This is a genomic window from Rhizobium sp. SEMIA4064 (assembly GCF_003025035.1).
GTDB classification, from domain to species: domain Bacteria; phylum Pseudomonadota; class Alphaproteobacteria; order Rhizobiales; family Rhizobiaceae; genus Rhizobium; species Rhizobium paranaense.
In genome coordinates this window covers 233850-257081 of sequence record NZ_PYJN01000005.1, presented here as the reverse complement: position 1 = coordinate 257081, position 23232 = coordinate 233850, and the positions used below count along the sequence as shown (strand labels likewise).

Annotated in this window: 25 protein-coding genes; 10 read left to right on the top strand and 15 right to left on the bottom strand. The window is 61.0% G+C overall.

Annotated elements, in window-relative coordinates; all coding sequences use genetic code 11:
• Window positions 1-60: 60 nt before the first annotated feature.
• On the bottom strand, window positions 61-735 hold the full coding sequence (locus C9E91_RS03045; protein ID WP_107106883.1) for a TetR/AcrR family transcriptional regulator: 675 nt from the start codon (window positions 733-735) through the stop codon (window positions 61-63).
• A 99-nt stretch (window positions 736-834) separates the two neighbouring features.
• Here C9E91_RS03045 and C9E91_RS19700 point away from each other — a divergent pair, with 99 nt between their 5' ends.
• Both C9E91_RS19700 and C9E91_RS03040 read left to right on the top strand, forming a co-directional pair.
• Entirely contained in the window at window positions 835-981 is a 147-nt protein-coding gene (locus C9E91_RS19700) for a hypothetical protein (protein WP_181315995.1), read from the top strand.
• Window positions 978-1457, top strand: a complete 480-nt coding sequence (locus tag C9E91_RS03040) for an anthrone oxygenase family protein (protein WP_107106882.1) — start codon at window positions 978-980, stop codon at window positions 1455-1457. The genes C9E91_RS19700 and C9E91_RS03040 overlap by 4 nt, the downstream gene beginning before the upstream one ends.
• 7 nt (window positions 1458-1464) lie before the next feature.
• Here C9E91_RS03040 and C9E91_RS03035 read toward each other — a convergent pair whose 3' ends face one another.
• The 6 genes from C9E91_RS03035 to C9E91_RS03010 form a co-directional block, all read right to left on the bottom strand.
• Window positions 1465-2643: a GGDEF domain-containing protein gene (locus C9E91_RS03035; protein WP_107106881.1), complete on the bottom strand. Its 1179-nt coding sequence runs from the start codon at window positions 2641-2643 to the stop codon at window positions 1465-1467.
• A gap of 181 nt (window positions 2644-2824) precedes the next feature.
• Window positions 2825-3865 carry a dihydroorotase gene (gene pyrC / locus C9E91_RS03030; protein ID WP_107106880.1) on the bottom strand — a complete coding sequence of 347 codons (1041 nt, stop codon included), beginning with the start codon at window positions 3863-3865 and terminating at the stop codon, window positions 2825-2827.
• Between the two features lie 92 nt (window positions 3866-3957).
• The gene (locus C9E91_RS03025) at window positions 3958-4590 is read right to left on the bottom strand and encodes a nucleoside triphosphate hydrolase (RefSeq protein ID WP_107106879.1); all 633 of its coding nucleotides are present in this window, start codon (window positions 4588-4590) and stop codon (window positions 3958-3960) included.
• Window positions 4587-5396, bottom strand: a complete 810-nt coding sequence (locus C9E91_RS03020; protein ID WP_181315994.1) for an ATP-binding cassette domain-containing protein — start codon at window positions 5394-5396, stop codon at window positions 4587-4589. Before C9E91_RS03020 ends, C9E91_RS03025 begins: the two co-directional genes overlap by 4 nt.
• Window positions 5372-6436: an ABC transporter permease gene (locus C9E91_RS03015; RefSeq protein WP_107106878.1), complete on the bottom strand. Its 1065-nt coding sequence runs from the start codon at window positions 6434-6436 to the stop codon at window positions 5372-5374. The genes C9E91_RS03020 and C9E91_RS03015 overlap by 25 nt, the downstream gene beginning before the upstream one ends.
• A gap of 175 nt (window positions 6437-6611) precedes the next feature.
• Window positions 6612-7637, bottom strand: a complete 1026-nt coding sequence (locus C9E91_RS03010; protein ID WP_107106877.1) for a sugar ABC transporter substrate-binding protein — start codon at window positions 7635-7637, stop codon at window positions 6612-6614.
• Between the two features lie 255 nt (window positions 7638-7892).
• On the opposite strand from C9E91_RS03010, the gene C9E91_RS03005 reads away from it, so the two are divergent.
• Window positions 7893-9140, top strand: a complete 1248-nt coding sequence (locus C9E91_RS03005; protein WP_107106876.1) for an ROK family transcriptional regulator — start codon at window positions 7893-7895, stop codon at window positions 9138-9140.
• Window positions 9124-9558, top strand: a complete 435-nt coding sequence (locus tag C9E91_RS03000; RefSeq protein WP_107106875.1) for an RbsD/FucU family protein — start codon at window positions 9124-9126, stop codon at window positions 9556-9558. The genes C9E91_RS03005 and C9E91_RS03000 overlap by 17 nt, the downstream gene beginning before the upstream one ends.
• Window positions 9559-9776: 218 nt before the next feature.
• On the opposite strand, the gene C9E91_RS02995 is transcribed toward C9E91_RS03000, so the two are convergent.
• The 4 genes from C9E91_RS02995 to C9E91_RS02980 all read right to left on the bottom strand — a co-directional run bounded on the left by C9E91_RS02995 (window position 9777) and on the right by C9E91_RS02980 (window position 14240).
• A complete protein-coding gene (locus C9E91_RS02995; RefSeq protein WP_107106874.1) occupies window positions 9777-10814 on the bottom strand; it encodes a 4-hydroxyproline epimerase in 1038 nt (345 codons plus the stop codon).
• Window positions 10815-10828: 14 nt separating this feature from the next.
• Window positions 10829-11539: an SDR family oxidoreductase gene (locus tag C9E91_RS02990; RefSeq protein ID WP_107106873.1), complete on the bottom strand. Its 711-nt coding sequence runs from the start codon at window positions 11537-11539 to the stop codon at window positions 10829-10831.
• Between the two features lie 9 nt (window positions 11540-11548).
• The gene (locus tag C9E91_RS02985; RefSeq protein ID WP_107106872.1) at window positions 11549-12796 is read right to left on the bottom strand and encodes an NAD(P)/FAD-dependent oxidoreductase; all 1248 of its coding nucleotides are present in this window, start codon (window positions 12794-12796) and stop codon (window positions 11549-11551) included.
• A gap of 139 nt (window positions 12797-12935) precedes the next feature.
• Complete coding sequence (locus C9E91_RS02980; protein ID WP_181316002.1) at window positions 12936-14240, bottom strand: alpha/beta hydrolase; 1305 nt, start codon at window positions 14238-14240, stop codon at window positions 12936-12938.
• Between the two features lie 277 nt (window positions 14241-14517).
• On the opposite strand from C9E91_RS02980, the gene C9E91_RS02975 reads away from it, so the two are divergent.
• Window positions 14518-14715 carry a hypothetical protein gene (locus C9E91_RS02975; protein ID WP_181315993.1) on the top strand — a complete coding sequence of 66 codons (198 nt, stop codon included), beginning with the start codon at window positions 14518-14520 and terminating at the stop codon, window positions 14713-14715.
• A gap of 190 nt (window positions 14716-14905) precedes the next feature.
• Here C9E91_RS02975 and C9E91_RS02970 read toward each other — a convergent pair whose 3' ends face one another.
• Together C9E91_RS02970 and C9E91_RS02965 are read right to left on the bottom strand one after the other, a co-directional pair.
• Window positions 14906-15787, bottom strand: a complete 882-nt coding sequence (locus tag C9E91_RS02970; RefSeq protein WP_107106870.1) for an aldo/keto reductase — start codon at window positions 15785-15787, stop codon at window positions 14906-14908.
• A gap of 28 nt (window positions 15788-15815) precedes the next feature.
• Complete coding sequence (locus C9E91_RS02965; protein WP_107106869.1) at window positions 15816-16664, bottom strand: oxidoreductase; 849 nt, start codon at window positions 16662-16664, stop codon at window positions 15816-15818.
• A gap of 132 nt (window positions 16665-16796) precedes the next feature.
• Between C9E91_RS02965 and C9E91_RS02960 the strand changes: the two genes are divergently transcribed.
• Window positions 16797-17726 carry a LysR family transcriptional regulator gene (locus C9E91_RS02960; protein ID WP_107106868.1) on the top strand — a complete coding sequence of 310 codons (930 nt, stop codon included), beginning with the start codon at window positions 16797-16799 and terminating at the stop codon, window positions 17724-17726.
• 2 nt (window positions 17727-17728) lie between these two features.
• Here C9E91_RS02960 and C9E91_RS02955 read toward each other — a convergent pair whose 3' ends face one another.
• Window positions 17729-18382, bottom strand: coding sequence for a TetR family transcriptional regulator (locus C9E91_RS02955; protein ID WP_107106867.1), 654 nt, complete (start codon window positions 18380-18382; stop codon window positions 17729-17731).
• A 12-nt stretch (window positions 18383-18394) separates the two neighbouring features.
• Window positions 18395-19084, bottom strand: coding sequence for a class I SAM-dependent methyltransferase (locus tag C9E91_RS02950; RefSeq protein WP_107107043.1), 690 nt, complete (start codon window positions 19082-19084; stop codon window positions 18395-18397).
• A gap of 221 nt (window positions 19085-19305) precedes the next feature.
• Between C9E91_RS02950 and C9E91_RS02945 the strand changes: the two genes are divergently transcribed.
• The 4 genes from C9E91_RS02945 to C9E91_RS02930 all read left to right on the top strand — a co-directional run bounded on the left by C9E91_RS02945 (window position 19306) and on the right by C9E91_RS02930 (window position 23221).
• Window positions 19306-20253 (top strand): SDR family oxidoreductase, encoded by a 948-nt coding sequence (locus C9E91_RS02945; RefSeq protein WP_107106866.1) that lies wholly within the window; start codon window positions 19306-19308, stop codon window positions 20251-20253.
• A gap of 145 nt (window positions 20254-20398) precedes the next feature.
• Window positions 20399-20848, top strand: coding sequence for a MarR family winged helix-turn-helix transcriptional regulator (locus C9E91_RS02940; protein ID WP_107106865.1), 450 nt, complete (start codon window positions 20399-20401; stop codon window positions 20846-20848).
• Entirely contained in the window at window positions 20845-22401 is a 1557-nt protein-coding gene (locus tag C9E91_RS02935) for an MDR family MFS transporter (RefSeq protein WP_107106864.1), read from the top strand. The genes C9E91_RS02940 and C9E91_RS02935 overlap by 4 nt, the downstream gene beginning before the upstream one ends.
• A 139-nt stretch (window positions 22402-22540) precedes the next feature.
• Entirely contained in the window at window positions 22541-23221 is a 681-nt protein-coding gene (locus C9E91_RS02930; protein WP_107106863.1) for a hypothetical protein, read from the top strand.
• Window positions 23222-23232 lie beyond the last annotated feature (11 nt).

Below are 23232 nucleotides of genomic sequence, written 5' to 3'. Positions count from 1 at the left end.
ATAGCAGCAAGTGGCCGAGGTTTCCAGACGGATCGGTCCTCTGCGCGCCTCTTCCAGAGGCTATTGCATCGATTGCGGCGGCTTCTCCGAAACAGCACCGATATCAGCGGGCAGCATTGCCTTAAACAGGGCGATCGCCCTGTCGCCCTCCTCCTTCTCGAGCGAAATCGCATAGCGCACGGCGGCGGCGACCAATTGCATGGTCAGTCGCGCAATCCGAGCCAGCTCCTCGGAATCACGCGTCGGCCAGAGACGATGAAGGACGGCCAGAAAAGCCTGAGAATGCCATTCCATATCCTCGGCATCGATCTCCTGCAGAAGCTTGTCCGCCTGGGTCGCATGCCAGATATCCCGCATGACCGGCTCATCGCGGAACATCGCGTAGTAACCGTCGACGATGCTGCCAAGCGCGCCCTGAAGATCGTCAGTGCTTTGCACGCGCGCCAGTTCGATCTCCACACATTGCCGCCCCTGTTCGTTGAAGCGTTCGGCCAGGACACGGATAATGGCGGTCTTGTCGGGAAAATATTGATAGAGCGAACCGAAGGAGACTCCGGCCTTTTCGACGATCTCGCCCATACGCAATGCGTCGCTGCCGTTCTTTTCGATCAGCTCCATCGCAACCGATAAGATCCGCTCGACACGCTCGCGGCCGCGCTGCTGGCTGGGGATTCGGCGCGGTGTCCCCGCCTCTTCCTTGCTGCGCCTGCGTTTCACAATCGGTTCCTGCGTCATGCCACCACTCGCCCGTCGTTCTTGACAGACGATATAAGAGAGTTTATCACATTTCGCAAATGAGATAATTTATCACATTTTAAACGAGGGAGGCCCGATATGCAGATCTCGACGATCGCCGCCATCGGCGGATTGGGAAAAACCGGCGGCCGTGTCGTCCGACAGGTACTCGCCAGGCCGCCCAGGAATTTTTCCGACTATGCCCGTGGAACCGCCACAAGCGGCATCTGGAGTGTCCAATCATGACCTACCCGATCACGAACATCGCTCTCATCGCCGCCGCACTCGGCAGCGGCCTTCTCGCCGGCGTCTATTTTGCCTTCTCGACCTTCATTATGCAGGCCTTCGCCCGTCTTACCGTCGATCAGGGCGTCGCCGCCATGCAATCGATCAATACGACGATTGTGCGTTCACCCTTTATCGCACTGTTCCTGTTGACGGCTGCGCTCTCGGTGTTCATCGCCGTGATGGCAATGCTCTATTGGCGGGGCGGCACCAGCATCCTGATGATTGCCGGCGCGGCGCTCTACCTCGTCGCCAGCCTTCTTTCGACCATGGTCTTCAACGTCCCCTTGAATGACGCCCTGGATAAGGTCGATGGCCGCACGGCGGAAGCAGCTCAGCTATGGAGTACCTATCTCAGCGATTGGACGAAGTGGAACCATGTGCGTACGGTGGCGTCGCTGCTCGCCTCATGCGCCTTCGTCCGGGCTCTGTTTTAATTGATCGTCAGGACGCCGTACGAGAAACGTCCGGCGAGACGGCGTGCAGATAGACCGCAACCTCGACGCGGTTGCGGCCATTGCGCTTGGCAGCATAAAGCGCCTTGTCGGCGGTGCTGAGGACGCTGTCGAAACCGATACCCTCGGCGGTGCCGAGCGCGACACCGGCGCTGACCGTGCAAGCAAACGATTTGCCGTCGGCGATGATTTCACGGGCAGCAAAAGCGTCGCGGACCCGCTCAGCGATCTGCTCTGCCCGGCCCGACAAGGCATTGTCGAGGACCAGTGCAAATTCCTCACCACCAAGACGAGCGACCTTGTCGGAGGCCCGCAGTCCGGCCGACAATTCCTTGGCAAAAAGCTTAAGCACTATGTCGCCGGTGGCATGGCCATACTGATCGTTGACGGACTTGAAGCGATCGATGTCGAAGACGATTACGGCCATGGACGGGCCGAAAGAGCGGTGGCCATAGAGATCGAACAGAGCCCGCCGGTTGAGCAGACCGGTCAGCGGATCGGTGATGGCCTGCTGACGATGATGCGCCGCCTGACGCCATTGATGCAGCGCCAGCGACAGGGCGCCGATGCCAGTCATGCCGGCAATGCAGATGGCAAGGCTGACATCTTCGGCCCAATTGTCCGGCGCATGGCCGAGCACGAGCTTACCGTCCCAGATCAGGACGCCCGCACACAGCGCAAAGGAAATGGCGGTCAGCGTGTAAAGCGCTGCGATGCCATAGAGCGGCGTCAGCGCCTCATGACGGCTCAACCAATATTCGCGCGCCGTCAACAGCAGAAGCACCGCGACAACGATATTGTCGCCCATGAAAGCGAGGCCATCATAACCGGCGAGCATGGCCGGCACGGAAGCGGCAATGCCGGTCAAGCTTCCCAGCAAAGCGCGGGTCTTGGAAAACCGACGCGTGCGGAACTGATATCCCGCCGCCCAGATGATCGAAAAGCCAATAAAAAACAGCACGAAGGTGAGAATGGCGAGTATCGGTCGCGGCTTGTCGACATAGGCACCATAGGTGAAAATCCCGACAACGATCGGCACAAGGCCCGCAGAACAGCTCAGCAGGAATGTCTCAGGCCGGCGGGAAAACCAGCTTCCGCCCAGCGTCACCGCAAGACAGGACGCAGAAACGCCAAGGGCAAGCAGAAGAGAATTATAGTCGAGCTCCATGCTTTTCCTTCGACGGTTTCATTCCGCACCGTTGGGGATCGGCATAACGCTACCCCTCAAGGGGTATCATATTGGTTACGGGATCCGATAAAGATCATGTATTTCAATAAAATATGCCTTTGATATTACGAAAGCAGTCTCCAAACAAAAATATTTTTATCGGCACGCAGGATTATTTTTCTTAAGCCTCGACATCCCAGTGCAAGGGGAACATCGGATCAAACACGGTAATGGCGCCCGCTTCGGTTTTGATCTTGTCGGGAAAGGCCACCGATTCCGCGCGGCGGATCAGCGTAATGCGATCCTCGTTCGCCGCCAGCCCATACCAGGCGGGGCCGTTCAGTGAAGCGAAAGCCTCGAGTTTATCGAGCGCACCTTCCTGTTCGAACACATGGGCCAGGCAGCTCATGGTGTTGACCGATGTGTAGATGCCGGCGCAGCCGCAGGCGCATTCCTTCAGCGGATCGACATGCGGGGCGGAATCGGTGCCGAGGAAGAACCTGGCGTCGCCGCTCGTGGCGGCAGCGCGCAGCGCCAGGCGGTGGCTTTCGCGCTTGGCGACCGGCAGGCAGTAATAATGCGGCCTGATACCGCCGACGAGGATGGCGTTGCGGTTGATGATCAGGTGATGCGTGGTGATCGAGCCGGCGAGATTGGCCTTTGCCGACTTGATGTAGTCAATGCCGTCCGATGTCGTCACGTGCTCCATGGTGACTTTCAGTTCCGGCAGGCGCTGACGCAGCGGATCGAGTACGGTTTCGATGAAAACGGCCTCGCGGTCGAAAATGTCCACATCCGGCGACGTCACTTCGCCATGCACACAGAGCGGCAGGCCGATCTTGGCCATGCGCTCCAGCACCGGCATCGCCCTGTCCATATTCCGCACGCCGCCATGGGAATTGGTCGTCGCACCGGCGGGATAGAGTTTGACGGCGGTGATGAGGCCGCTTTTCTTGCCTTCCTCGACATCGTCGGGATCGGTGTGCTCGGTGAGATAAAGCGTCATCAGCGGCTGAAAGCGGTCGCCTGCCGGCAATGCCTTCAGGATGCGCTCACGATAGGCCGCCGCATCCGCGGTAGTGACGACCGGCGGCACCAGGTTCGGCATGATGATGGCGCGGGCGAAATGCCTGGAGGTATCCCCGATCACGCCTTCCAGCACGGCGCCGTCACGCAGATGCAGATGCCAATCGTCAGGGCGGCGGATGGTGAACTTTTGCATGAGCGCGAACCTCTGAATGGTTATCGCGCTTCGAATAGCACCATACGCCACCGCAAAACAATCGATGGCGACGTGTAAATGACAGTGTGGGCTCAGCCCTGTACGATATCGATGGTGAAATCAGCGGGACGGCGGTTCTCGAGGATCAGCCGGCCGTTCGGCAGGTCGTTGCCGTAGACCTTGGCACCCGCCGCCTCTTCGTCGAGGTTATAGCCCCGCCAACGCTCCCAGAGCCGCTCCTCCAAGACCTCCATCGGCGGCGCCAGCATGATCGAATAGTCGAACATGCCTTCCAGCTCCGCCCACTTGCCCTGATTGAAGAGCAGGTAGTTCCCCTCGATGACAATGAAGCGGTGATCGGGAGAGACGATGCGAGCCGACGCGATGGCGATCTCGCGCGAACGGTCGAAGACCGGCACCAGTACTTCCTGATCGGCTGCGCGCACAGCCTTGACGATATCGAGAAAGGCGCGGACGTCGAAGCTTTCGGGAACGCCCTTGCGCTTCAGCAGACCCTTTTCGATCAGCACGGCGTTATCCATGTGGAAGCCGTCCATCGGAAGGACCTCGGCGCTCTCGCCCTTGGCTATGAGCGCCTTGGCCACATTGTCCGCCAGCGTCGATTTGCCGGCGCCGGGCGGGCCGGCAATCGCGACGAGAAACCGTTTTACGCCGTTGGCGCGCCCGATAATCTCGTCGGCGATTCCCTCGAGCACGGAGCTCATGCGGCGACGGTTTCCGCCGGCGGCGCCTTGGCGCCGGTCATGAAGGCAACGGCATCCGACATCGAATATTCCTTCGGGTTGATCACGGTCAGACGACGCCCGAGGCGATGGATATGGATGCGATCTGCCACCTCGAAGACATGCGGCATATTGTGCGAGATCAACACGATCGGCAAGCCGCGGGCGCGGACGTCCAGAATAAGCTCCAGCACCTTGCGGCTTTCCTTGACACCAAGGGCGGCTGTCGGCTCATCCATGATGACGACCTTGGAACCGAAGGCGGCAGCACGCGCCACCGCCACGCCCTGGCGCTGGCCGCCCGAGAGCGTTTCCACCGCCTGGTTGATGTTCTGGATCGTCATCAGGCCAAGTTCGCTGAGCTTGTCGCGGGCGCGCTTTTCCATCGCCGGACGATCGAGCATGCGGAACAAGGAGCCGAGGATACCGGGCTTCCGGATTTCGCGACCAAGGAACATATTGTCGGCGATCGAGAGCGCCGGCGACAATGCCAGGTTCTGATAGACGGTCTCGATGCCGGCCTCGCGCGCTTCCATCGGCGATCGGAAGTGGACGGGTTTCCCCTCCAGCTTGATCTCGCCTTCGTCGGGCGTGGTCGCGCCGGAGATCGCCTTGATCAGCGAGGATTTGCCGGCGCCGTTATCGCCGATGACAGCAAGGATTTCGCCGGGATAGAGGTCGAAATCGGCATTGTCGAGGGCGGTCACGCGTCCGTAACGCTTGACGAGACCGCGGGCTGTGAGAAGAGGTTCGCCAGTCGTGGTCATGCCGACACCTTTCTGATCCATTGATCGATCGCGACGGCGCCGATGATCAGCACGCCAGTCAAAAGAACCTTCCACTGCGGGTCGGCTCCGAGCATGTTGAGGCCCATGGACACTACGCCGACGATCATTGCGCCGAACAGCGTGCCGAGGATCGAACCGCGGCCACCGAAGAGCGAGATGCCGCCGATCACGGTCGCGGTAATCGCCTGAAGATTGAAATCCGTCACGGCCGAGGATGGCGAGATCGAACCGTTGCGGCCGATCGAAACCCAGGCGGCGAATGCCGCGATCAGTCCCGAAACGCCGTAGACGGCGAGCAGCACCTTCTTGGTCTGGATACCCGACAATTTTGCCGCTTCCGGATCATCGCCGACAGCATAGACATGCCGGCCCCAAGCCGTGTGATTGAGAACGTACCAAAGGCCAACCACCAGCAGCACCATGGCGATGACGCCGAGCGTCAGCACCGCGCCGCCAAGCCGGAAGCTGATCGCGAAGAGATGCAAGAGCGGCGCCTGTTCGTCGACATCGGTGTCGCGAATGGTCTCGTTGGCGGAATAGATGAAATTCGTCGCCATGACGATATTCCAGGTGCCAAGCGTCACGATGAACGGCGGCAGCTTCATGGTGGCGACGAGGAAACCATTGAGCAATCCGCAGACGCCGCCCACAAGCATGCCGGCAAGAATGGCAATGGGCGTCGGCATGCCGTAGGTTATGGCGCAATTGCCCATGACGACAGCGGAAATGACCATGATCACGCCGATCGAAAGATCGATGCCGGCGGTCAGAATGACCAGCGTCTGCGCTGCGCCGAGAATGCCGACAATGGCGATCTGCTGCAGAACGAGGGTCAGCGTATAGGCGGAGAAGAACCGACCGCCGATGGCAATGCCGAAGATGATGATTGCCACCACCAAGACGATCAACGGCACCGCGGCCGGAGTCGAATGCAAGAAATGCTGTGTGCGTTTGAGAAGAGTGACATCCTGGTGCTCAAACGAGGCGACGTTCTTGTCGCTGCCATCGAGAACACGCTCGAATTCCTGTGCTCCGGTCATTGTTTTCCTCCGCAACCGCGCCGAACTACGCGGAAACCGCCGGGGTTGAAACCGGCCGGGGCTCAAACCCGGCCGGCATGGTATCGCGACGGCATAATCCTAAGCCGAAGAACCGCATCAACAAGACGTGTGAAACGGCTCTTCGAACAAGATCACGCCAAACCTAGGATTGGGCTTAGCCCCAGCACTTCGCAGTACCTTCCTTGGTATCGATCGACTTCAAGCCAGAAACCGGCTTGTCCGTCACCAGCGAAACGCCGGTGTCGAAGAAGGACTTGCCTTCGGTCGGCTTCGGCTTTTCACCGGTGTCGGCGAACTTCTTGATCGCTTCGACGCCGAGAGCAGCCATCATCAGCGGATACTGCTGCGAGGTCGCGCCGATGACGCCATCCTTGACCGACTTGACGCCCGGGCAACCGCCGTCAACCGATACGATCAGGACCTGCTTTTCCAGACCGACTGCCTTCAGGGCCTGATAGGCGCCGATAGCGGCCGGTTCGTTGATCGTGTGGATGACGTTGATGCTGGAGTCCTTCTGGAGAAGGTTTTCCATGGCCTTGCGGCCGCCTTCTTCGTTGCCGTTGGTGACGTCATGACCGACGATGCGCGGATCGGTCTCGTCGCCGATCTTGTTCGGATCCTTCGGGTCGATGCCGAAGCCGATCATGAAGCCCTGGTCACGCAGGACGTCGACGGTCGGCTGCGACGGCGTCAGGTCGAGGAAGCCGATCTTGGCGCTCTTGGCCTTGTCGCCGAGGGTCTTGTTGGCCCATTCACCGATCAGCTTGCCGGCGAGAAGATTGTCGGTGGCGAAAGTCGCGTCGGCAGCGTTAGCCGGATCCAGCGGGGTGTCGAGCGCAATGACCAGGAGGCCTGCATCACGCGCCTTCTTGATCGTCGGAACGATGCCCTTGGTGTCGGAAGCGGCGATCAGAATACCCTTGGCGCCTTCGGCGATGCAGCTTTCGACCGCAGCCACCTGGCTTTCGCTGTCGCCGTCGATCTTGCCGGCATAGGACTTCAGCGTCACGCCGAGTTCCTTGGCCTTAGCGGTAGCACCTTCCTTCATCTTGACGAAGAAGGGGTTCGTGTCCGTTTTGGTGATCAGGCAGGCGGAAACGTTGGCAGCATTGGCCGGCGCGGCAAAGACGACACCGATCGCCAGAGCGGCGAGTGCTGCGGAAACAACAGATTTCTTCATTCAATCCTCCCAAAATTTGAATAGACCGGAACCTTCCGGCGGTCTCGGCTCGCAGTGAGACCGGATCTAAGACGTGTCATGTCTGCTTGGATTTCTTCCAGATCGGCCGCCTCCAAGGCCATGCTCACGTCCTCCAACGCCCGTATCTGATCCTAAAGATTTCCTTCTGTCAATAAATAAATCGGATTGAATTATTAATCGGATGTGGCATGTTGCTGAATAATACGGCATGGCCATGATGGAAGGAGCGGGCCAATGTCTCCCTTACAAGACCCGGCAGATACGCCATCATCACCCATGATTCTCGACCCCAGCGGGGGTGCGAATCAGGTGCGCGTCCGCGCGCATAATGAACGGCTGGTGCTGTCGCTTGTGCGCCGTCACGGCGCGCTGTCGAAGGCGGAAATTGCGAGGCGCAGCGGACTGTCGGCACAGACGGTCTCCGTCATCATGCGTGCCCTGGAGAAAGAGGGGCTGCTGTCGCGCGGCGAGCCCGTGCGCGGACGCGTGGGGCAGCCTTCCATTCCGATGCGGCTCAATCCGGATGCGGTGCTCTCCTTCGGAGTCAAGATCGGCCGGCGAAGCGCCGATCTCGTGCTGATGGATTTCGTCGGGCACATTCGGATGCAACTCCACCAAATCTATCCCTACCCGCTGCCGCAGGACATCATGTCCTTCGTCACATCAGGCATTCAGGAACTCGAAGCACGCCTCAGCAGTGAAGAACGCCGCCGGCTTGCCGGGGTCGGCATCGCCGCCCCTTTCGAACTCTGGAACTGGGCGGAAGAAGTCGGTGCGCCCGATGGAGCGATGGAGGCCTGGCGCGGTTTCGACCTGCAGGCGGAGATCGCCGCTCGTGTGCCCTATCTCGTCTATCTGCAGAACGATGCCACCAGCGCCTGCGGGGCCGAACTCGTCTTCGGCGTCGGTCCGCGCTATCCGGATTTCGTCTATCTCTTCATCGGCTCCTTCCTCGGCGGCGGCATCGTTTTGAACTCCTCGATCTTCGTGGGGCGAACCGGAACGGCAGGCGCGCTTGGCCCGTTGCCCGTACGCGGACGCAACGGCGAAACCCGGCAGTTGCTCGACATCGCTTCGATCTATGTTCTGGAAAATTACTTGCGGCAGGCCGGCTTCGATCCTCGGCCGCTCTGGTATTCCGCCGATAACTGGATCGATTTCGGCGAGCCGTTGGAAACCTGGATCCAGGATACGGCAAAGGCACTGGCGCAGGCGATCGTCGCCGCCGCCTCCATCATCGATTTCAGCGCCGCCATCATCGATGGAGGCTTCCCCGACTGGGTGCGCGAACGCGTCGTGCGCGCCACCATCAAAGCGGCTTCGGATCTCGACCTGCAGGGCGTCGTCCTGCCCGAGATCATCGAAGGCGCGGTCGGTCCGCAGGCACGTGCCATCGGCGGCGCCAGCCTGCCGATCTTCGCGCGCTACCTCATAGACCAGAACATACTTTTCAAGGAGATAGACCATGCTGAAGGGCATTGACCCGCTGTTGAGCCCCGACCTCTTGGCGACGCTGCGCGCCATGGGACACGGCGATGAAATCGCCCTCGTCGACGGCAATTATCCGGGTCTCGAACATGCCCGCCGCCTCATCCGTCTCGATGGCCATGGCGTCGTCCGGGTGCTCGATGCGGTGCTGAGCGTATTGCCGATCGACGATTTCGTGCCGCAGGCGATTTTCCGCGCGACGGTCAAGCAGGACCGCGATGCCCTCGATCCCGTGCATGCGGAAATGGTTGACGTTTGCGCACGACATGTCCCCGACATCAAGGTCGTGCCGCTGCTGCCGGCGGAATTCTACGAGCGGGTGAAGCAGGCGCATGCGCTGGTGCAGACAAGCGAGCCGCGGCTTTATGGAAATATCATTCTGCGTAAGGGTGTGATTTATCCGAAGGGATAACGAGGGCGCATGCCAAGAAAGCCCCTCATCCGGCCTTCGGCCATCTTCTCCCCGCAGGCGGGGCCAAGGGGATGGGCGCACCCACGGCCTTCTTACCAGCCAATCACCTGGACGAGAGCGAGAGGTCGTCCCCTCTCCCCGTCAAAAACGGGGAGAGGGCTAGGGTGAGGGGCTAAACTCTCCATGCGACCTATCGAAACGGCCTCTCCACTTACCCCTCAAATATCCCCCGCCGAAGGTCCCCAGACGTCCGTCATGGCGAAACCTTCCGCCATGGGATCGAAGGGATCCAGCGCCACCTGGCTCAGGCCGAAGGTGAAGCCGCGGCCGGTGATGGTGGGGATGATGGCGGGCTTGCCGGCAACTTCTGTCACGGCCTGCAGGCCGACCTCGAATTCCGAGCCGATGATCGAGCGGGATTTGAAGACATCGCCGACCTTGGCCTTGCCTCTGGCATGCAGCGTGGCGAGGTTGGCGGAATTGCCGGTGCCGCAGGGCGAGCGGTCGGCCCTGCCCGGCCACATGGTCGTGCAGGTGCGGATGGCGCCATCGGGGTCGATATCCCGGAACATCACGTAGGCGACGCCGGAGATGGCCGGAATTTCCGGATGCACGACCGGGATCGTACGGTTGATCAAATCCTTCAGGATCATGCCGGCCTGGACGAGCGCTGCGGCATTGCCCTTCTCGATCGTCAGATTGATCTGGCTGACATCGACGAGCGCATAGAAGATGCCGCCATAACAGAGATCGAGCTTGATCCTGCCCCAATGCGGCGTGTCGATCTGCACATCCAACTCGTGCACGAAGGACGGAACCATGGTGAGCCGCACCTTCTCGCAGCGACCGTCGCGGCAGGTGGCGGTCGCCCGCACTAGGCCGGCGGCGGTGTCGAGCGTCACCACTGTTTCCGGCTCCTTCATCTCGACGATCCCGGATTCGAGCAGCGCCGTCGTCATGCAGATGGAATTGGAGCCGGAGCTCGCATGCGCCTGATCCGGCTGCAGGACGACGAAGCCGGCATCGGCATCGGGATGCTTGGCCGGCAGCAGCAGGTTGACGGAACCGATCGGCGCGCCGCGCGGCTCCAGCACTAGGAAGCGGCGCAGCTCCTGCCCCTTCGGATCTGTGTTCAGCCATTGCAGTTGCTCGGCGATGGTATTGCCAGGAATCTTCGGCACGCCGCCGATCGCGACCTTGCCGATTTCACCTTCGCAATGAACGTCCAGCAACTGAATCGTGCGCTTCCATCTCATGTCGACAACTCCAATCAGACGTGACGGGTGATACCGCCATCAACGCGAATATTCTGGCCGGTGATGTAGCCGGCGCCATCGGAGAGCAGGAAGGCCGCGGTCTTGGCGATCTCGCTCATCAGGCCGATACGCTTCATCGGCACCTTGTCGGCGGTTTCCGGCTTGTGATTCAAACTGTCGATATAGCCGGGCAGGATGCAGTTCATGCGGATATTGTTGGCCGCATACCGGTCCGAATAGAGCTTGGTGAAGGCGCCGGCAGCAGCGCGGTAGGTGCAGGAAACCGGGAAGACCAGCGACGGCTCGTAGGCGGCAAAAGTGGTGATATTGACGAAAGCGCCCTTGCCCTGCTTCAGCATGACCGGCGTCACCAGCCTTGCCATGCGCACCAGCGACAGGATCATCATGTCGGAGCCGAGCGTCCAGCTCTCGTCAGAAATATCCAGCAGATCGCCCTTCGGTGGGTGGCCGGTATGATTGACCACGGCGTCGATGCGGCCGTAACTCTTCATCGTCAGGTCGAAGATCGCCTGGATATCCTCGGCTTTTTCCGCGACACCGCGCGAGGCAACACCGCCGAGTTCAGCGGCCAGCTTTTCGCAGCTTTCCGAAGGCGACATCAATGCCAGGCGATAGCCGCTGGCCGAGAGTTCGCGAGCGATCGCCTCGCCCATGCCGCGGCCGCCGCCGGTGATCAGTGCAACGGGCTTTTCGGTTTCGGACATGTATTCCTCCTAGTAGCGATTGATGCGGAACGGGGTCATATCGACCTCGGGCGTGACGCCGGTCATCATATCGGCCATCAACCTTGCTGTCGTCGCCGAAAAGGTCAGTCCCAGATGGCCATGGCCAGTGGCGTACCAGACGCCCGGAATGCGTGAAGAGGGCGAGATGATCGGGAGCGTGTCGGGCAGCGCCGGGCGGTGGCCCATCCAGTCCTTGGCGTCCTCCACCTGCAGGCCTGGCAGTGCCCGCTGAGCGTGACGGACGAGGATGCGCGGACGACGAAAATCCGGAGGCGCATCGAGACCCGCCAATTCGACATTGCCGCCGACGCGAATGCCGCCGGCCGTCGGGGTGACCATGAAGGCACGATGCGGCCAGATGATCGAATAGCGCATGGCAATGCCGGGCTTCATGATCTGCGTGTGATAGCCGCGCTCAGTCTCGAGCGGGATCGGCTCGCCGAGTGCAGAGGCGATGAAGCGCGTCGGGACGCCGGCGGCGAGCACGACATCATTGACCTCCAGCCGCCTTTCGTCTTCGAGAAGCACCGCCATGGCGCCATTTGCCTGACGCTCCACGGTTCGGATCGCGCCGGAGGTGAAGGTGGCGCCGAGAGCCTTTGCCGCATCCACCAGCTTGAGCACGAGCTGATAGGGGTCGCGGATCGACTTGTTGTCCGGCATCAGCACGGCCTTGGCAATTTTCGGCGAGAGCGCCGGCTCGTAATCGCGGATTTCCGCGCCGGAAAGAACCTTGTGCTCGAAACCATAGCGCCGCATCAGCTCGATGTGGCCGCGATCGCCGGTAAACTCCGACTCGGTCTCGTAGATGGCCAGGCAGCCCTCTTCCGTCATCAGATCCGGAGCGCCGATGGTGTCGAGCATCGTTCTGAAGTCACCGAGTGCGCGACGGGACAGGCCCATGCCGGCATCTTCGATCTCTTTCAACCGGGAGGGTCGACCGGCGGCGACGAAGCGCAGGAACCAGGGCAGCATTTTCGGCGCATAGGAAGGCCTGAGCCAAACCGGACCTTCCGGGTCCAGCAGCCAGCCGGGAATCTTGCGCCAGGTGGACGGGCCGGAACTGGCGGCAAAATCGAGCGCAATGCTCGCCATATTGCCGAAGGAAGCGCCCTTGCCCGGCTCATCCTTGTCCACAAACGTCACCTGCCGTCCACGCCGCTGCAATTCGAAGGCAATCGCCGCACCGACAATACCGGCGCCGACAACGATGACCGTCCGCTTATTTTCGTCCATTCCTGAAATCCATCCGCAGAGCGCGCGCCCGATTTGATGCGATTCTGTGATATATCAGATCAGGAGATGTGGCTATGCGGTTTTTGCGAGAGAGCGGAATGCCAAGCGCAAATCCTTCGTCGCGGTGGAGCGAGAATAGCTATTGACCGATCGCCGTGCCGACGCTGCTGCCGGTCGTCTCGACGCTGTCACCGACGGAGCCGACGGTATTGCTAGCGGATGCGCCAAGGCGGCGGACCTGCTCGCCGTAATTCTGGCGGGTGCGCGGATCGAAGATGGCGATCGGCGCACTGACGGCGACACTGGCAGCGCTGCCGACCGTCTGCGCGGCGCCGATGGCGACGGCACCGACCGCTTCGCCGATGCCGACATCGGAATCGGTGATGGTCTGCCCCTCGATCAGCCGGTCGCCGATCAGCTTGACCACCTCAGGGCTCTCGGCGAATTTGCCGTGGTTCAGCCGATCGCCGGTCTTGAGCTTGGTGAGATCGAGCACGGTGATGCCCTGTTTTTCGAGCGCGCTGCGGTAGGGCTCGGCGCCCGGGTCGATCTGGCCGAGGCGGTCGACATTGCCGGAGATGCGGCGCGACAGCGATAGCGCCCGGTCGTCGCGTGAGACGAACAGGGTGAAATGCGGCTTGTCCTTGCCGAGCGCTGCAAATTGCTGGCCGAAGACATCGACGTCAAGATCGGGAGACGCAAGAATGACGTTCTTGATCTTCGGCGCGACACGGCCATCGCGGATCGCCATCTGCCTCAAGGCCTCGACGGCGAGCCAGGTGCCCATGGAGTGAGCCATGACGGTGATATCGCCGACGGAAGGATTGGAGGAAGCGCGGCGCAGCAGCTCTTCCAGCGCATCGCGGGAATAGTTGGCGCTTTCCTTGTCGTAGGCATAGTCGAAAATGCTGGCGCGCGACGGCCAGGTGAAAACGACCGGCGCGACATCGGCATGGGAATCATGGACGATCTGCGCAAAGCGATAGACCGAATCCTCATAGCGATTGTTGAAGCCGTGCACGAAAATCAGCACGCGCTTGTTCTTCGGCAGATGCGTACGCAGCCACGCCTGATTGTCGGCTACACCCGTCATCGACTGGACGGAGGTGGTGACGAAATTCTTCATGGGATCGCCGGGCAGCCGGCTCGGCCACTGCACCTGACCAGCCTTGCGATTGGCCTCCGGCGGGATCGAGACGCTGACAGCATCTACCTTCAAACCGGGGCCGCGCTCTCCGGAAAACAGGATCGCCGGGTCCTTGTCCGGCAGGCGAGTGGTGGCGACCAGCAGATCGACCTTGGAGGTGCCCGGGACACTGTCGACGACCGGCTGCATGACGCCGATCGGACGGCCGCCGCAGGCGGTGAGCGACAGAGCAGCAGTAACGGCGATAGCCCGGAAGAAGGCCTTCCCGCATCGGCCAGCATCTTCCATGCGCTGCATCGCGCCAACCCTCTTCATCGCAATTCCAATGTCGCCGCCAACATACCCATGGAGGGTCACCGTGCAAGCGACGTTCGCTGTCTTCGCAACGTGATGTGGTGCTAATTCATGGGAGCGAGGCAAAGGCGCAACGGTGGGTTGGAAGAAACGACCACAATCAAGACCGACAGGAATCTTAGAGAACAGGGGGAAATAAAAAGAGCCCGACGCGGGAGGAGGATGCATCGGGCTCTTGATCCGGATTGGCAACTGGGAGGAGGAGGAGTGTTGCCAATCTATGAAGGAGCGCTGGGAGGAGGAGTGCGCTGCCTTCGAGGGATTAGATATAACCGCCGGGCAGGCATTAACAGACTGGCTTTCGCAATGCAGCAATGCACTGAGCGCAAGGCTTTTATCGCATTTACTTGAAATACCGCATATCACTGGCAATTGGAGCATTTCCATCGCCTATTTTACAGTCGCAAATGACGAATGAATGAGATTTACATAGTCGTGATCCGTCATTTTTGCCCGTGCGCCTAACGAGCCCGAGAAGCATCATCGCCGATGAAATAGCGCAGGAGACCGCTGCCATCCGCTACCGATTCGCAAATAAGGACAGGCCGCAGACGTAAAAGAGCGGCCGCTTCGCCAGCGACCGCCCTCATATTCACTCAAGACGACCATTAAGCAGCCGCAAACGCCTTCTTGCCCTCGGCATCCAGCGCCGAGAACTCGTCATCGGACAGCGTGATGTTCACTGCCGCCGTGTTCTCTTCGAGATGCTTGACTTTGCCGGTGCCGGGGATCGGCAGCATGACGGGGCTGCGTTTCAGGACCCAGGCAAGCGCGATCTGGCTCGGAGCGGCGCCATGTTTCTTGGCGATGATGTCGAGCAGCGAGCCCTCCTTGGCGAGGTCGCCGGCAGCAAGCGGATACCAAGGGATGAAGCCGATATTGTGCTTGGCGCAATAATCGAGAACGTCCTCGCTGGTACGGTCGACAAGGTTATAGCGGTTCTGGACCGTCGCCACCTTGAAATGCTTCGAGGCGGCTTCGATGTCGGCGACCGATACTTCGCTGAGGCCTGCGTGGCGGATCATCTTGGCATCGAGCAGCGATTTGACGGCACCGAACTGTTCGGCGGCAGGCACTTTGGGATCAATGCGGTGAAGCTGCCAGAGATCTATCTGCTCGACACCGAGATTGCGCAGGCTCTTATGCGCCTGCTGGATCAGATACTCCGGGCGGCCCAGAGGAATCCACTGGTCGGGACCGGTGCGGGTCAGACCTCCCTTGGTGGCGACGACAAGTTTGTCGCCATAGGGGTGCAGCGCCTCCTTGATCAGACGTTCGGAAACATCGGGGCCATAGGAATCGGCCGTGTCGATGAAATTGATACCAAGCTCCGGCAGGCGCTTGAGGGTGCGGACGGATTCGGCGTGATCCACAGGCTCGCCCCAGATGCCGGAACCGGTGATGCGCATGGCACCGAAACCGAGGCGATTGACGGTGAGGTCGCCGCCGATCTTGAATTGACCGGACTTGGCTGCGTTTAGATCTGACATGGTTTTCGTCCCTATAGTCTGGTTGACGTTATTCGAAATCCGTGGAAGCCGAGACCTGTTCCCAGGCGTCGAACTCGGTCTTGAGCAAGCCGAGCTTTTCGCGAACGAGACTGATGGCGTCGCGACCTAAGAGTAGATGGGTCGGTGGGTTTTCCGAGGCAATGAGCTGCAACATAACTTGTGCCGCCTTCTTCGGATCGCCGGGCTGTTTGCCGCTGCGTTCGAGGCGGCGCTGGCGCAACGGTTCGAAGACCTCGTCATAATCGGGGATCGAGCGCTCGGCCCGCACCATCGAGCGGCCGGCCCAATCGGTGCGGAAGCCGCCCGGCTCGATAGCGGTCACATGGATGCCGAAGCTCTTGACCTCTTTCCCGAGGCTTTCGGAAATCCCCTCCAGCGCGAATTTGCTGCCGTGATAGAAGGAAATGCCCGGCAGAGTGATGATACCGCCCATCGAGGTGATGTTGAGAATGTGGCCGGCTCGGCGCTTGCGCATATAGGGCAGCACCGCCTGGATCACGGCGACGGGGCCGAAGACATTGACCTCGAACTGGCGGCGCAGCTCTTCGATCGTCGATTCCTCGACCAATCCTTCATGCCCATAGCCGGCATTGTTGACGAGAACGTCGATCGCGCCGATCTCGTTCTCGACCTCGGCGATAACAGGCGCGATGGCGGCTGTGTCGGTGACGTCGAGCAGCTTGGCGAAGGCGAAGCCTGGCTTCAGCGCTTCGAATGCGGCGCGGCCGGCTTCCTTGCGCAGCGTGCCGACGACCTTATGACCGGCAGCAAGGGCGGCCTCGGCGAGTGCCCGGCCGAAGCCCGTGGAAACGCCGGTGATGAAAAGTACCTTGGTATCGGATTTTATCGCAGACATAGCGATGTCTCCTTGTTGGATGAAGGCAAGATAGGCCGAGGCGACATTTTCGATAATCTCATCAATCGAAGATGACCTTTTTAGAAAAACTGATTAATCTCGGACAAAATCAAAGTCGTTCGGAGAGCGCTGATGCGTCAGGACGTGTTGGACGGACTGGTGACCTTCGTCATCGTCGCGGAGGAAAAGAGCTTTTCGGCCGCGGCCGTGCGGCTCGGCGTGTCGCCCTCGGCCGTCAGCCAGTCGATCAGCAAACTGGAAGGCCGGATGCGGCTCGCGCTCTTCAACCGCACCACGCGCAGCGTCAGCTTGACCGAGGCCGGGCTACGCTATCTCGAACGTGTCGTACCCGCCGTGCATGATCTAACGGCGGCCGCCCAGGAGCTTGGCGAGTCGGTCGACAGGCCCGCCGGACTGCTACGCATCAACGTGGCGCGCGCCGGCTATATGATCGCGCTTCAACCGATCCTGCGCGATTTCCTCGACGCCTATCCGGAAATCGAGCTGGAGGTGCGCATCGAGGGCTCCTTGGTCGATATTGTCGGCCAGGGCTTCGATGCCGGCATCCGCTTTGGCGATCTGGTGCAGCGCGACATGGTGGCGGTGAAGATCGGGCCGCCGATATCAGCTCATATCATTGCCGCGCCCAGCTATCTCGGCCGGTACGGCATGCCGAAACATCCGCACGATCTGCTCAACCACAATTGCATCGGCTTTCGTCATTCCTCCAGCGGGCAGGTCGAGCGCTGGGAATTCGAGAAGAACGGCGAGAAGACCGAACTTGCCGTCAACGGCCGGCTGATCCTCAACGATTCCGCGGCGCTGACGCAGGCAGCATTGGACGGCATCGGCATTGCCTACATGATCAACGGCTATATCGACCGGTTTCTCGACGACGGGCGGCTAGTGCGCATCCTGTCCGACTGGAGCCCGGCGCTGGCCGGCCTGACGCTGTACTATGCTGACCGCCGTCGCGTGCCGGCAAAGCTTCGGGCGTTGATCGATTTCCTGCGCCATCGACGGCAGGTCGAACCACCGCAAACGGCAGGCGCCTTGACCTGAAATCAGCTCTTCGGATTGCGTTGCCGCAACAGCGTTCCGAGATCGGCGAGCGCGGTCCAGAGCTCTTCGAAGACGCGGTGGGTGAAATCCTGCAGCGACATTTCCTGCGGGCCTTCGTTCCAGCGCTTGCCACCGATACGCAGCGTGCTGACGACGATCGCCGATAGCAGGCGCAATTGGAAATGCTCCTCTTCGTCTCCGCCGGAGCGGGCGAAGAGTGCGTCCGTCAGTTTCTCTTCGAGCTTGGCATATTTCAACTGGTCGCGGGCGCAAAGCGCCGGCGTGTCGCGGATCAGGACGGCGATGGCGAGACGCTGCGGGTCCGAGGAGGCGGCGAGCAGCGCCGACCTTAGAGCACCCTCAATGACCTCGACGACCGACGCATCCTTCGGCTGCGCGGCAACGGCATCGGCGAGTTCGTCGGAAAAGCTGTCCTGCCAGGCGAAGACCACCTCTTCCTTGCTTGGAAAATAATCAAAGAAGCTGCGTTTGGAGACATCGGCGGCCTCGGTAATGTCCTCGATCGTCGTGCCGTCGAAGCCGCGTGCGAGAAAGAGCGACAGCGCCGCCGCCTCGATGCGCTCGCGCGTCTGGCGGCGCTTGCGTTCGCGCCGGCCTTCCTTCACCTCGCCGTCGATCTCTTTCGCATCCGCCATGAACTGCCCCTGCTATGCACCCGCTTCCGGCCGCCCCATATCGGCTTCGGCAGTGTAGGCTGCGATCCCGGCACCCTCTTCCCTGCTGTGATATCTGGAGCGATCGATCGAGATCTCCAGCGGTTTTCTGCGCGAGATTCGGTAGACGCCGGCCGGCGGAATGTTGCGCACCGTGCCGCCGATGCGCTCCGCTTTCAGGCCGAGACGATCGAGGATCGAACGCGACACCGGGCAGCGCGGGCCGTAAGTGAACTGGTAGAAAGAGCCGCCGGACCTCATCGTCGCAAAGGCGCCGCCGACGATCGCGGCGATCTTATCGGGAGACATGGAGAGCAAAGGCAGGCCGCTGACGACGGCGCCGAAGGGCGCATCGGCAAACAGGCCGCATTGGGTAAGCTGCGCCGCATCCATCTGCACCACGCGCGCCTCGGGAAAGCGGCCACGCAATCGAGCGGCAAACTCTTCGCCGAATTCGATCAGCGTCAAGTCGCTCTCCGGAACGCCGCGCCCCATCAGCGCGCGGGTGAAAACGCCGGTGCCGGGGCCAAGTTCGAGGATCGGGCCGTCGAGCGCCTCGATCTCCTGCGTCATCAGACGGGCCAATCGCTCACCGGACGGCGCAATCGCTGAGACACGCATGGGATTGCTGACCCAGGAGCGGAAGAACTGCACGAATTCGGCGCATGTCGTCTTTGTCGTCATCCCAGGAATCCAATCTTTAGCAGAAATATCGAATACGACGCGATCAAGGTCCGAGCAGCGTGGCAATTCGAAGGCACCACAGGCAATTGCGCGGCCAATGTTGCCGATACGCAAATCATAATTGCGATCTCTAGGCAATGCATTTTTTAAACAGTTGTATTTTTGCGTTTAGCGCAATAATTAATCGAATACAAATTTGCAAATCTTCCCAGGAGATCGTCATGCCGAATTGGACCGTGAAAGACATTCCCCCGCAGACCGGCCGCATCGCCGTCGTCACCGGCGCCACCAGCGGCATCGGCTATGAAACCGCCCAAGCCCTGGCGGGTGCCGGCGCCAAGGTCATCATAGCCTCGCGCAACGAACGCAAGGGCGCTGAGGTACTCGCTAAGATTCGCGCCAAGACGCCCGGCGCCGACGTCGCCTTCGAGCCGCTCGATCTCGCCAGCCTCGATTCCGTTGCCCGCACCGCCAAGCGCATCACCGCTTCCGTGCCGCGGATCGACCTTCTCATCAACAATGCCGGCGTCATGGCCATTCCGGACAGACATGAAACCGAGGATGGCTTCGAGATGCAGATGGGGGCGAATTATATCGGCCATTTTGCCTTGAACATGCGGCTGCTGCCGAAAGTCTTGGCCGCCGCGAACCCACGCGTCGTTACCGTCAGCAGCCTGGCGCATCGCAGCGGCAAGATCAATTTCGACGATCTGCAATCGAAGAAAAGCTACAGCTCCTGGGGCGCCTATTGCCAATCGAAGCTGGCGACCTTGATGTTCGGCCTTGAACTCGACCGGATCGCCCGCGCTGAAGGCTGGAACTTGATGAGCATGGCCGCCCATCCCGGCTACGCCGTTACCGGCCTGCAAAGCGCTGGTCCGCGCATGGGCCGCAACAGGCCGGGCTTTCTTGAACGGTTCAGCACATTGATAGCACCAGTCATGGCGCAGTCGGCAACGGCGGGCGCCTTGCCGACGCTTCTCGCCGCTACGTCTTCGGAAGCAGAAGGAGGCGTCATGTACGGTCCGAATGGCTTCTATGAATTGAAGGGACCGCCCGTCCGCGCCAAGATCGTGCCGTATGCACAGAACAAAGCCGTCTGGCGCCGGCTTTGGGAGGTGTCGGAGCAACTGACCGGCCTGAGAATGCCGCTGCCCGTTATGGCGTGACCGCGCCCTCCCCGCCCAGGCAGAGAGAGGGTTTGCACGCTAAAATCACGGCCCGAGGCCTTGCCGCAGGGATTCGCCGCTTGTGCAAGTCGGAAGCGTGGGCTATGCAGATAGATAGGAAGCCTATCTATCTTTATGGATCGCCATGCACGACACCGGAGATCTTCAGGAACTTGAAGAGGCCATGGCGCTTGCCGAAGCATTGCGCCCCGCCCTGCATCGCCTTTATCGACAGTTGCGACGTGAAAACGATGAGCCCGGCATCTCGCCGCTGCAGGCGCTTCTTCTCGTCGCCATTCTCCAGCAGCCGGGCATTGGGGTTGCGGAGCTGGCGCGGCTGGAGAACCTGCGTGGCCCGACCATATCGGGGCACATCAAGGCAATGGAACGTGAAGGCCTCGTCACCCGCTCCGCTCCCGACCCAGAAGACCGGCGACGCAGTGGTCTGATCGCCACCGACAAGGGGCGGGCTCTGATTCAAGGCATAAAGCAGAGGCGAACCGACTGGCTCGCCTTCGAACTCGCCAAATTATCGCCTGAGGCGCGCGCCGCCATCCGCGCCGCCATCGGCCCGCTCGGAGACATCGGACAATGACCTCACAAGTTCGACAGGCCGCTCCGCAGCCGGCGGCGACCGAAGACGACGCGCCCGACCGCCGCGAAATTCGCGCCGTCATCCTTGGCCTGATGATCGTGCTTGGCCTCGGCGCCATCGACCAGAGCATCGTCGCGACCGCCCTGCCGCGCATCGTCAGCGATCTCGGCGGGGTTACTCATTTGTCCTGGGTGGTCAGCGCCTATGTTCTGGCCTCGACCAGCACCATGCCACTCTATGGCAAGCTCAGCGACCAGTATGGCCGTAAGCCGATGATCTACACGGCAATCCTGATTTTCCTTCTCGGCTCCGTCTTGAGCGGCATGGCGCAAACGCTGCTGCAGCTCATCATCTTCCGCGCCATTCAGGGCCTGGGCGCTGGCGGACTGCTGCCTTTGGCGCAGATCATCATCGGCGATCTCGTGCCACCGGCCAGGCGCGGTCGCAATCAAGGCTCGATAGCCGCCGTCTTCGCCGTCTGCAGCGTTATCGGCCCGATCCTCGGCGGCGTCATCACCGATCTGCTCTCCTGGCATTGGATCTTCTACGTCAACCTGCCGATCGGCGCGGTGGCACTCGTCATGATCGGCCGCGCCTTGAAGCGGCGGCATCAGGTACGCAGCCGCCGTATCGATTATCTCGGCGCCGTGCTGCTGACCGGTTGCACCACCAGCTTCCTGCTGGCGCTCGCGCTTGGCGGCAACGAATGGGCCTGGAACTCGCCGCAAATTCTCGGTCTTGCCGCCGCGGCCCTTGTCCTCGGAATTTTCTTCGTCTTCCACATCAGGCGTGAGCCGGAACCGGTGCTGCCGCCCGATCTCTTCCGCAACCGACTGTTCATCATCGCCTGCCTCGTGCTCGCTCTGACCTTCATGGGCATGCTCGGCGCGACCTTGTTCTTCCCCTTGTTCTTCCAGATGGTGATGGGCGTTACCCCTTCGCATTCCGGTTTCCTGACGGGGCCGCTGATGATCGGCTTCGTCATCTCCTCCATGCTCAACGGCCGCGTGCTGCTGCAGCGTTCCGGCCGTTACAAGCCAGCCCAGCTTTGCGGCCTCGGCCTTGCGACGGCGGCCTTCGCCACGCTCGCCTGGGCTATTGCGACCAGCAAGGGGTTCGCCATCATCGAGCCGCCGATCTTCGCGCTCGGACTGGGGCTCGGGCTGGTGATGCCGACCATGACGGTCGCGGTGCAGAATGCCCTGCCCCTTGCGCATCGCGGCGTCGGCACGGCAACGCTTGCCTTCTTCCGTTCGCTCGGCGGCCTGATCGGCGTCACCGGCTCCGGTGCCATCCTGGCCTATCGCGTGCGGCAGGCGACAGGCTCGTCCGGCAGTCTCGACCTATCGTCGCTGACGGAAGGCGGCCTCAAACAGCTCGCCGCCGCGTCGCCGGAAGACCATGCCGCGGCAATAGCGCTTTACCGCCATGCCATCGCCATGACCTTCGCCACCGGAACCGTCATCGTCGCGTTGGCTCTGATCGCGCTGCTGTTCCTGCCGGAATTGCCGCTGAAGATGCATCACGGCGAAGGTGCGCAGCCGCCGCGCTGAAACATCGCACAAGCCCCGGGTAAGTCCATTTCCCTACAGTAGACGGCATCTCCGATGCGCCGCCCGAGCGGGCGCGCGTTGATCGACCGTCAAAGGCGGCTTCCGGCATGATGGCTGCCATATTGGGAAGGAATGACCTATGGTCTCCGCATTGACCACGACCCGATTGCTCTCATCGCAAATGGCGCTGCAGTTGCTGCAAACACCGGACGCTTCGCAGGATTCGAGCAGCGATCCCCTGCTGGACGATAGCAGCAGCAGTAGCAGCAGCAACGACGTCTCCAGCCTGCCCTCGCAATCACAGGCATCGCTCACGAGCATGCTGAACGGCCTGTCGGCAAATCAAACCGACAGCTCCGCGACATCACAATCCGATCCGGACATGACCAGCAGCTCGTTCATGAGTCTTCTGAAACAGAACCTGCAGGATGCAGTCAAAAGCGAGGGGAAGGGCGGCCAGGCTCAAGCCATGCTCGACGCGCTCGACAACGGTACGCTGACGGTCTCCGACCCCACCAAGGGCGTTTCGATCACGGCATGGGATGCCAGTGCCGACAGCGAGCAGGGTACGACCAGCAAGACCGGCGACACGATCCCCACCAGCGATTGGAATGACTTCCTGAAGGCTCATCTCGAACGCGGTTCCGATGGAACCTTTGTCAAGAATTCCGACGGCAGCTTCATCGACAAGGTCACCGGCAATGAGGCCTATTTCGGCCAGGTCGGATCGCAGTATTACTACATCACCTGGCCGTCGGCCTCTTCCGACACCAATGCAGAGAGTTCGGCTGTGTCGGCTTCAGAGAAGACGAGCGCCTAAGCTTCTCCAGG

Bases quoted from the DNA above. Each gene is read 5' to 3' on its own strand.
- C9E91_RS02985 (WP_107106872.1), bottom strand. From the start codon at position 12,796: ATGGACGAAAATAAGCGGACGGTCATCGTTGTCGGCGCCGGTATTGTC.
- C9E91_RS02955 (WP_107106867.1), bottom strand. From the start codon at position 18,382: ATGGCGGATGCGAAAGAGATCGACGGCGAGGTGAAGGAAGGCCGGCGC.
- C9E91_RS02950 (WP_107107043.1), bottom strand. From the start codon at position 19,084: ATGACGACAAAGACGACATGCGCCGAATTCGTGCAGTTCTTCCGCTCC.
- C9E91_RS02995 (WP_107106874.1), bottom strand. From the start codon at position 10,814: ATGAGATGGAAGCGCACGATTCAGTTGCTGGACGTTCATTGCGAAGGT.
- C9E91_RS03035 (WP_107106881.1), bottom strand. From the start codon at position 2,643: ATGGAGCTCGACTATAATTCTCTTCTGCTTGCCCTTGGCGTTTCTGCG.
- C9E91_RS02970 (WP_107106870.1), bottom strand. From the start codon at position 15,787: ATGTCAGATCTAAACGCAGCCAAGTCCGGTCAATTCAAGATCGGCGGC.
- C9E91_RS03015 (WP_107106878.1), bottom strand. From the start codon at position 6,436: ATGACCGGAGCACAGGAATTCGAGCGTGTTCTCGATGGCAGCGACAAG.
- C9E91_RS03040 (WP_107106882.1), top strand. From the start codon at position 978: ATGACCTACCCGATCACGAACATCGCTCTCATCGCCGCCGCACTCGGC.
- C9E91_RS02975 (WP_181315993.1), top strand. From the start codon at position 14,518: ATGAAGGAGCGCTGGGAGGAGGAGTGCGCTGCCTTCGAGGGATTAGAT.
- C9E91_RS03045 (WP_107106883.1), bottom strand. From the start codon at position 735: ATGACGCAGGAACCGATTGTGAAACGCAGGCGCAGCAAGGAAGAGGCG.
- C9E91_RS03005 (WP_107106876.1), top strand. From the start codon at position 7,893: ATGTCTCCCTTACAAGACCCGGCAGATACGCCATCATCACCCATGATT.
- pyrC (WP_107106880.1), bottom strand. From the start codon at position 3,865: ATGCAAAAGTTCACCATCCGCCGCCCTGACGATTGGCATCTGCATCTG.
- C9E91_RS02935 (WP_107106864.1), top strand. From the start codon at position 20,845: ATGACCTCACAAGTTCGACAGGCCGCTCCGCAGCCGGCGGCGACCGAA.
- C9E91_RS03000 (WP_107106875.1), top strand. From the start codon at position 9,124: ATGCTGAAGGGCATTGACCCGCTGTTGAGCCCCGACCTCTTGGCGACG.
- C9E91_RS19700 (WP_181315995.1), top strand. From the start codon at position 835: ATGCAGATCTCGACGATCGCCGCCATCGGCGGATTGGGAAAAACCGGC.
- C9E91_RS03020 (WP_181315994.1), bottom strand. From the start codon at position 5,396: ATGGATCAGAAAGGTGTCGGCATGACCACGACTGGCGAACCTCTTCTC.
- C9E91_RS02990 (WP_107106873.1), bottom strand. From the start codon at position 11,539: ATGTCCGAAACCGAAAAGCCCGTTGCACTGATCACCGGCGGCGGCCGC.
- C9E91_RS02945 (WP_107106866.1), top strand. From the start codon at position 19,306: ATGCCGAATTGGACCGTGAAAGACATTCCCCCGCAGACCGGCCGCATC.
- C9E91_RS02965 (WP_107106869.1), bottom strand. From the start codon at position 16,664: ATGTCTGCGATAAAATCCGATACCAAGGTACTTTTCATCACCGGCGTT.
- C9E91_RS02930 (WP_107106863.1), top strand. From the start codon at position 22,541: ATGGTCTCCGCATTGACCACGACCCGATTGCTCTCATCGCAAATGGCG.
- C9E91_RS03025 (WP_107106879.1), bottom strand. From the start codon at position 4,590: ATGAGCTCCGTGCTCGAGGGAATCGCCGACGAGATTATCGGGCGCGCC.
- C9E91_RS02980 (WP_181316002.1), bottom strand. From the start codon at position 14,240: ATGCAGCGCATGGAAGATGCTGGCCGATGCGGGAAGGCCTTCTTCCGG.
- C9E91_RS02960 (WP_107106868.1), top strand. From the start codon at position 16,797: ATGCGTCAGGACGTGTTGGACGGACTGGTGACCTTCGTCATCGTCGCG.
- C9E91_RS02940 (WP_107106865.1), top strand. From the start codon at position 20,399: ATGCACGACACCGGAGATCTTCAGGAACTTGAAGAGGCCATGGCGCTT.
- C9E91_RS03010 (WP_107106877.1), bottom strand. From the start codon at position 7,637: ATGAAGAAATCTGTTGTTTCCGCAGCACTCGCCGCTCTGGCGATCGGT.